The organism is Paraburkholderia suaedae (assembly GCF_040812055.1).
GTDB lineage: Bacteria > Pseudomonadota > Gammaproteobacteria > Burkholderiales > Burkholderiaceae > Paraburkholderia.
This window is the reverse complement of the sequence record NZ_JBFOAH010000070.1, coordinates 1-7898: the sequence shown is the minus strand read 5'-3', so window position 1 is coordinate 7898 and position 7898 is coordinate 1. Positions and strand designations below refer to the sequence as shown.

Annotated in this window: 5 protein-coding genes and 4 pseudogenes; 5 read left to right on the top strand and 4 right to left on the bottom strand. The window is 58.4% G+C overall.

Annotated features, from left to right (window positions below):
- Positions 1 to 237: 237 nt before the first annotated feature.
- The 3 genes and pseudogenes from ABQJ48_RS37180 to ABQJ48_RS37990 all read right to left on the bottom strand — a co-directional run.
- Entirely contained in the window at positions 238 to 1209 is a 972-nt protein-coding gene (locus ABQJ48_RS37180; protein ID WP_367842851.1) for an LLM class oxidoreductase, read from the bottom strand.
- Positions 1210 to 1226: 17 nt separating this feature from the next.
- The gene (locus tag ABQJ48_RS37175; RefSeq protein ID WP_367842850.1) at positions 1227 to 1448 is read right to left on the bottom strand and encodes a hypothetical protein; all 222 of its coding nucleotides are present in this window, start codon (positions 1446 to 1448) and stop codon (positions 1227 to 1229) included.
- 378 nt (positions 1449 to 1826) lie between these two features.
- Positions 1827 to 1982: pseudogene (locus ABQJ48_RS37990) on the bottom strand (IS6 family transposase); the annotation flags it as partial.
- A gap of 821 nt (positions 1983 to 2803) precedes the next feature.
- Between ABQJ48_RS37990 and ABQJ48_RS37165 the strand changes: the two are divergent.
- Positions 2804 to 2977 (top strand): annotated as a pseudogene (locus ABQJ48_RS37165) (IS6 family transposase); the annotation flags it as partial.
- 89 nt (positions 2978 to 3066) lie between these two features.
- Here the strand turns inward: ABQJ48_RS37165 and ABQJ48_RS37160 are convergent.
- Positions 3067 to 3751 (bottom strand): annotated as a pseudogene (locus ABQJ48_RS37160) (IS6 family transposase).
- Here ABQJ48_RS37160 and ABQJ48_RS37155 point away from each other — a divergent pair.
- From ABQJ48_RS37155 to ABQJ48_RS37140, 4 genes and pseudogenes are all read left to right on the top strand, one after another.
- The gene (locus ABQJ48_RS37155) at positions 3741 to 4001 is read left to right on the top strand and encodes a hypothetical protein (RefSeq protein WP_367842848.1); all 261 of its coding nucleotides are present in this window, start codon (positions 3741 to 3743) and stop codon (positions 3999 to 4001) included. The pseudogene ABQJ48_RS37160 and the gene ABQJ48_RS37155 sit on opposite strands and share 11 nt — an antisense overlap.
- Before the next feature lie 234 nt (positions 4002 to 4235).
- A complete protein-coding gene (locus ABQJ48_RS37150; RefSeq protein WP_367842847.1) occupies positions 4236 to 4871 on the top strand; it encodes an SDR family oxidoreductase in 636 nt (211 codons plus the stop codon).
- A gap of 351 nt (positions 4872 to 5222) precedes the next feature.
- Entirely contained in the window at positions 5223 to 5858 is a 636-nt protein-coding gene (locus ABQJ48_RS37145) for a hypothetical protein (protein WP_367842846.1), read from the top strand.
- Positions 5855 to 7792, top strand: a pseudogene (locus tag ABQJ48_RS37140) (helix-turn-helix domain-containing protein). Before ABQJ48_RS37145 ends, ABQJ48_RS37140 begins: the two are co-directional and overlap by 4 nt.
- The last annotated feature ends 106 nt before the right edge of the window (positions 7793 to 7898 follow it).

The window sequence follows — 7898 nt, the reverse complement described above, 5'->3', positions numbered from 1 at the left end:
GACGAAGTCCGTGATCTTTACGGAAGAAGGACTGCGCGAGTCCGAGCGACTCTTTAATCAGCACTTTGTCATTCCGGACAGAACAGGGAATTGATTCAACGAACTTTTAACTCACGACACTAGGCGATCATCTGCTCCTCCTTGGTGCCGACGACGGCTCTCGGCAGTGCTGATGCGCCGGGCGTGGCGATGACCGGATAGAAAACGCCGGTCGTCGCTTTCCAGCACCATGCCGGCTCATGTTGAGATGACGAAGTCAGGTAGAACGAACTCACCGAGCTCCTCAATGACCTCACCTGCGGGGCGTTGGCCGTATTTCAAATTGACGATCACATGGTTAACGCCGACCTGCTCCTGCAAGCTGTGCAGCAGCGCGATCAGGTGATATCGCCCCAGTTGATAGCCCAGGTGGATCGGCCGTGGTGGTGTCTGCGGGTTATCTGTCAGGTCGATGTATAGCGAATGGGTGAAGGGTTTGAACAGTTCACCACATTCGGCACGAACAGCCGTGCGCCAGCGCTCGACAATCAGCTGCTGAGCCTTCGGTGCACGCGGATAGGTGATCCAGCCATGACTGCAGCGGGCGATCCACTCCAGCGTCTGGCGGCTATGGCCGGTGACGAAGAAAGGAATTTCTGCCGTGGTCGGCTTGGGAATCAGATCTGCCCCATCAAGCCTGCCGCCGGACCAGGTCAAAGGCACGAAACTGGTGAGCTGAACCTCGCGAAATACCTCGAGGTATTCGCGGAACAGGCTGCCGCGTTGCTCGGGGTCGACACCGAATGCTGGAAACTCTACTGGACGGTCGCCGGAAGCCACGCCGAGTAGCAGGCGGCCACCACTGAGCTGATCGACACTGGTTGCGGCCTTGGCGGTGTGTAGGGGATTGCGGATTGGCAGGATGACCGACGCGGTACCCAGCGCAATCGAGCGCGTGTGTGCCGCCATAAAACCCAGGTAGACCCAGGGATCGAAGACCTGGCCCGAATCACCGAAGCTGGGGTCGCGTAACGGCACATCGCGAAACCAGAGGGCAGAGAAACCCAGCTTTTCGGCACGTTGTGCCAGGCTCACTTGGTCGGACATACTCGGCGTATCGCCGGTGAAGGCTTCGAGGGGAAAGAAAAGACCTAGGCTCAGGCGGCCTTGGCGGTAGGTGCGCTGAAAGCCGGGTTGTTGCTGATAGGGAATGGAACTCGGAGTGAACATGGTCTGGCCTACATATTTCAAAATATAGATTTCTGAGGGGCTGAAAAAACGCCTGCGAGCAGGTATCTAATCAGCGCTTTTACGGCCACCTGGAACACCGCGATTTTCTGCTCATAGCGTATGTAATAAGTCCAGGGGTCGATGCGTTGTGAGGTCACCGATTGCGACCGCTGCAAGGCATCGGAATACAGCGAGAGGGTCGACCGCGACAGGCCTACGCGATCCGGGACAATGCTCACTGAGCATCCCGCGCTTATGTTTCGGCGGATCACTGGGCTCAATATTCCCCCGTATCAACGCCCACCGGGCAAACGGGCCGCCCGATGTTTCCAAGACAAAACGTTCAGCATCGCATTTGCGCACTTCGTCGGTCACCGCGTCGGCTTCGAGTTCCGACGCCCCCAGAGCCAGCACGGCCTGACTGCCAAGCAGCAGGACGGACTCCAAGGTTTCCCCACACTATGTAGTCGGCGTCGTGTTTGACCAACTCCAGCGCGTGTTCGCGGTCAAAAGCGCGCACCAGCAATTTCACCTGCGGGCAGCAGCGCCGCGTACTTGTGACGGTTCTGATGCAAATCGATGATTTCGGCGAGCTAACGCCACCAGATCAGGATACCTTATTGAGCAGCGAGGACCACATTCCAGGCGGTAGGCATGGTGGTATCTTTGAGGTACAGGCCGTTCAGGCGAAATTGCCCCTTGCGAATACTGTGCATCAACTCAATGCCCGCTTCTGTGGTGGCCGCGTTCCTGAAACGTTTGAAGCCGAGCATCGACCCGTTACGACTGTCCCGCAGGTATTGCGAACCATTCCAACGCTCGACGAACTCGGGCGTATAGCGCCGCACCCAACGCAGGATCGTCGTGTCAGCAAGCGCCAGCCTTCGCTCAGCCACCATCTTGACGAGATCGCGCAGGCTGAGCTTGTAGCGCAGATGCCTGCGCACACAAGGAATCATCACGTCACGGTCAAAGTGACGGCCGGCGAACAGTCCGTCCAGACTGTTCAGCTTGCTCATCGCGGGCTCTCAAATCGGTCAGTCCGACACTCTAACCGATTCGTTGATCGCTATTTGCACCACAACCATTCGGGCGACCGGATTAAGTCTAGGGGGAGGGGGCCGGCGCTTCTTTCTAGTTTCTGTCAAAACGTGTCGAAATCTTGCTTCATCGCGAGTTATCTGAATTACTGAATCGGTAAGAGGGACGGTCTTCGCGGGAGAACTGCACGATGTTGCTCACAACGCTGTCGAGCCGACGCCTCGCGTGCGGTTCGCGAGTGAGCAGCATTTCGAAATAACTGCGCACGCGCCGGGAAGAAATGACCGCTGGCACACTATACTGTCGACGGATGCGTGCGGACGCACGGCGTGGCTCGCGTAGAGACGTTGGTCACTTGCTCAATAGGAACAGTGCTGAGAACCGACGAGTGCGGCGCTGGCCAGAGAAACGAGGATGCTGAACAGACGTTGTGCACGTGGCGCCGACAGGCGAAAGGACAAGGACTGGCCGTGCATGGCGATGGGAAAATCCCGGCTTTGTCGCGATAAGGCGAGTTGCTATGCGGGCAGCGTAAAGGCAAACGATTTGATCGATAAAACAGAACGTGAATACAGCCGTCGAAGACCGTGCTCAAGCGCTTGCACTACCCGCTCGACGTCAAATTGCTCTGCGTTCGATAGTAGGTGGCGTATCCGCTGAGCTGCGCCATCTTGAACAAATGATGGCCGAGCGCGGCGTTTCGGTTGACCATTCGACCGTGCATCGCTGAGCGCTCAAACTGTTGCCGGTGCTGGAGAAAGGGTTTTGTCGCGATAAGGATGACAGAGAAAACGGGACCGGCATGATGGGGAATGCTTATATCGCCAACGGATTGAACTGCTCGGCGCGAGTTTGGCCGCTACCGCTGTCTTTCATCTGCCCTTTCGCAATCATGCGCATGAGCTCGATACCGCCCAGCAAAATGCGGGCGCACGGAAAGATCTTGAAGCCGAGCATCGGCCGGGTACGGCGCTTGATAGCCCAGTGATCCTGTTCGATGGTGTTCAGATACTTGTTCTGGCGGATCTTGATCGGCGTGTCGCGCTCCGCGTTGCGGGCCTCGAGCGCAGCCAGATTCGCACCGCTTTTATCGATTGTGACCGTCTCGGGCTCGCCGTTCTGATCGATCGACTTCTCGAAGTAGCGCTGGGCTGCAGCCTTGTCACGGTGGGCACGCAGCAGGAAATCGACCTCTGGCCAACGGTGCGATATAAATACTTCCAGTGGCACTTGACGTTGACGTAGGTCTCGTCAACCCGCCAGCTCTTGCCAACAGGGCGCTTGTGACGCCGGAACGCCTTCCCCAGCACCGGAAGCAGTTTGATGGCCCAGCGATGCACGGTGGAATCATCAACTGCAATTCCATGTTCAGCCATCATTTCTTTCAGGTGACGCAGGCTCAACGGATAGGCTACATACCACGCACGCACATCAGGATCACATCAAGCGGGTAATGCAGGCGTTTGAGCACGCGCGCTACAGCTGGGTTCATGGCCAACATCATCGATTACGCCGTTCGTTTTGTCGCCGGCAGCATAGCAGGCCGTCTTATTGCGACAAAGCCGCTATATCGGCACCTGCGTTGCCTCACGCGATATTCCTCGCTACATAAGCATGTACATGCAGGGACATCTTCCCGTCGACAGGCTGCTAACGGGTCGCTGGCTCTCGAAGACATCAATCACGGCTTCGATCTCCTTCATGACGGCGCCGCCATCCGGCTAATCGTCGAATTCCAATCGAAGTTTTGAGGAAGCGAACCGAATTCCTGCAAAGTTGCCGCGCCCTAGCACGGCATGGTTCCAAAGTTTGACACTGCACGGAAGACTGCGCTCACGGTCGCAGAGAAACTCGGTGACGAGGAATAGCGGTTGGGCCCGCCGTTGCGACTTGCCCCAGCCTGATGGATGCAGAAAACTTTCGCGTTCTGATACTAGACTGTGAAAACACGCTACGGCGCAACACATCGTTCCAGGAGAAAAGTCATGAGCATTCTGTTAATTGGCGCAAGCGGGAGAACGGGTCGGCTAGTAGCCGGAAAATTGCATGCCTCCGCCATCCCGTTCTGCCCGTTGATACGCAACGCGGCAAAAAGCGATGCTTTCGAGCGGTTCGGCGTCCGACCGCTCATTGCCGACCTGTCTGGCGATTTCTCGCATGTATTCAGCGGCGTACATACTGTCATTTATGCCGCCGGCTCGGCAGAAACCGAGGGCTCGGAGCAGGAACGCCTGATCGACCGCGACTCGATCATCAAGTCGGTCGATTACGCAAAGCAAAGCAGCGTGGACCTTTTTGTCGTTATCAGTACATTGCTTGCGTACGCGCCGGAACGCTCGCCGCAAGCACTGCAACACTACGCGCAAATGAAACGCGAATCGGACGACTACGTGATTGCTAGCGGGCTCGATTACCTTGTGCTGCGCCCCGGCACGCTGACAATGGAGCCGGGAGTTGGAACCATCCAGATCGTGTCGGATGCCGACTCTCCGCACGACACGGTGCCGCGTGAAGATGTGGCCGAGGTCGTTCTCGATGCGCTCAAGGCGCGACTCGTGAACAAGGTAATTGGTTTTGTAGGAGGAGACGTGCCTATTGGAGATGCGTTAGCCCGCGTGTAGCCCTGCTACCTGATCACGTCATCAAATCCGCTCTCTCGAACGCCTACCGCGTGCCTTAGCGTTCTTCAGGCGAAGTCTGCGGATGAGTCTGCCTGTCGAAGCCACGGCTACTTCGACCACGGCCAGAGTGAAGTGGGCAGCCAGCGGTCCCTCGGTGAACACTTTTAGCATGCCGTAGAGCGCAATAAATCTGTCACCGCGCCGATCTAGCAGCGGCGCGGGAGAGCGCGATAGCGTTGACACTTTTATATCCCTTTGAATCGTATTAAAAGCGTCAATTCGCGTATGTCCGAATTAAATTCGTCAATTCGCCTCCTATATTTCGAATCCCGCCCGTAAGTCATTGATCTTATGGAAAATCCTCTGCACATCGCAGAGCCGGTCGCGCTCGCCCGTCCGCGAGGAGCACATCGGTTCGAAGCTTTCAGCCCCAAGCTCACACGCAGGATGACGTTTTACCGCCGCGCCTTGCTTGAGCAGTGGGTGTTGCTTGAGGCCGATCCACAGGCGATCACTTTTTGTGAGCGGCCGGGTTACGTTCAGTTCAATGGACGCAATCGTCTCGCGGACTTCTGGGTTCGTTACGTTGATCGGGATGAGTTAGTAATCCTTGACGATAATCCAGACGAAGGCGATACAACGAAGGCCGATCGCAATCTCGACGTACACACATTGTCGATCCGATGGGTCGCGTCGGCCGAACTGGCCGCCGCGCGGGTCTGGATCGAAAACTGGCAGCGCATGTTGCCGTGCCTCGTCGCAAATCGCGATCTCGTTCCACCGAGGCTAATGCAAGCGATCGCGCGTTTTGTGAAGGAGCCTCAAAGACTGCTCGCCATCGAGCGCGAATTTTCGACAGGCGATCCGGTGCTGGTTCGCACGGCTGTGTTTGGGCTGCTGCACGACGGACGCATCAGCGCGCCTGAGCTTCGGACAGAACCGCTGTCGCTGCTCACGTCATTCGCGGCGTCGGAGGCTCAATCATGAACCGCCGCAGACCGGAGTTCCAGACGATTGACGTCAGCGCGTGGCCTACCGTTGCCAGTTCGGAATTCGACGAAACCGCACGGCGCAACTTCGAGATACGTCGCCAGGCCGTGGTGCGGTTCGCAGCCGGAGAGTCAGTCAAGACGATCGAGCAGGCGACCGGCGTGAATCGCCGACAACTGTACCGATGGATCGAGCGGGCAATATTGCCGCATGCCGACGGCAGACCTTTCGGTTTTTCGTGCCCTCGTGCGTTACATGCGCATCGCGGAGTACGCACGGATACACGACGTCCGTGTGCATGGCGAGCGGGGTAGCCGTGGCGCGGCAGGTGCCTTGTCGCAACTGTTCGAGCGTTACCCCGCACTGGCGGGCTGGCCGGTGCTGCAGGTGAAGCAACGCAAGGTGCTGCTCCAGCAGATCCACACGGATGGCCGGCTGAAGACCCGGTTGCGCGGCCTGCAAGCGCTCCCCGACGATTTCCTTCGGCAGTGTCGCGCGGCAGGAATCACGGCTGCGGACTATCCGTTCAATACGGCAGGACGTGCGATCCGCTCGCTGTCGCGTCACCTGAGGGCAGAAATGTTGCGCAGTTCGGCACGGCAGCACACTCCGCAGGCGCATCGCACCTCAAGGGCCTGCCGCGTATGGACGACGAAGCGCACACGCCCGCGGCGACCCGCCCATACCAGGTTGTCGAGTTCGACGGTCACCGGCTCGATATCCGGCTCAAGGTCGTCGTGCGCGACCCGCTTGGATTCGAGCACGAATTCGAAATGGAACGCGTCTGGCTGCTCGTGATCATCGATGTGTGCACGCGCGCAGTCCTTGGCTATCACATTGTCCTTGCAAGGGAGTACAGCCGCTACGATGTCATCAAGACCATCGAAAACGCGCTGGAGCCCCACCGCCCACGTACCTTCACGATCGCGGGGCTCGCTTATGGAACGCACGACGGTTTTCCCTCACAACGGTTACCTGAACTCGCGTACGTGACATGGGAGTGGATGCGGCTCGATAACGCGAAGGCGAATCTTGCCAACGAGACGCTGAAAGCGTTATGCGAATTCGTCGGCTGTCTTGCCGACGCCGGGCCGAAATACAGTCCGGACGAGCGGCCGTACATCGAGCGCTTCTTCGGCACGATCGCGAGCCGTCTGTCGTCACGTCTGCCTGGCTATACGGGTTCCAATCCGCGCGATCTTCGCCGGGCACTGGCCGACCCGAAGGGCAATCTGCGTCTGTATGTGTCGATCGACGAACTCGAGGAACTGGTCGAGTACGCAATCGCGAGCTACAACGGCACGCCGCACAGCGGCTTGAACAACGCGACGCCGCTGGAAGCCATCGAATATTTCGTGCGCGGCAGACAGACCCTGGTCACGTGGCTCGCGGAACATCATCGCCGCAGCTTGTGTCTGATGCAGTCCGCGCGGCGCTGTCGGGTGCGCGCGTATCTCGAACAGGGCGTGCGGCCGCACATCAACCTGTACGGTGTGCGCTACACCAACGGTGTGCTGGCGACCAGCACCCATCTGATCGGGCAGTACTTGCTGATCTATCTGAACGCCGACGATCTTCGCTGCGTGCGGGCGTTCCTTGCCGACGGCACGGAGGTGGGTGTGCTCGACGCTCAAGGCGCGTGGTGAGTGGTGCCGCACAACCTCAAGCTGCGCGAGGAAATTCGCAAACAGAAGAGCAGCCGACGCAGTCGCCAGCTCCCCGACGTCAATCCGATCGAGGCCTACGTGCAGGACAAGCTTGCGCAGGCGAGAAAGACCCGCAAGGCCGCAACAGAGCTTGCCCATACCGTGCGAGTGCTCGCATCAGCGCCGACTGTACGAACACCTGTCGGTCCGGGAAGCGCCTGTGCAACGGAAGCAACGTTGTCGCCGGAAGCCACGCTAACGATCATCACGGTTTTGTCGCGCTAAGGCGCTGGGTTAGAATTTGCACTCGATCACCAGTGACGAACAAGATGCCCAAGACGAAGGATCCGCCGCGCAAGACGCTGCCTGCTGGCATTGGCAAGGTGCTCAA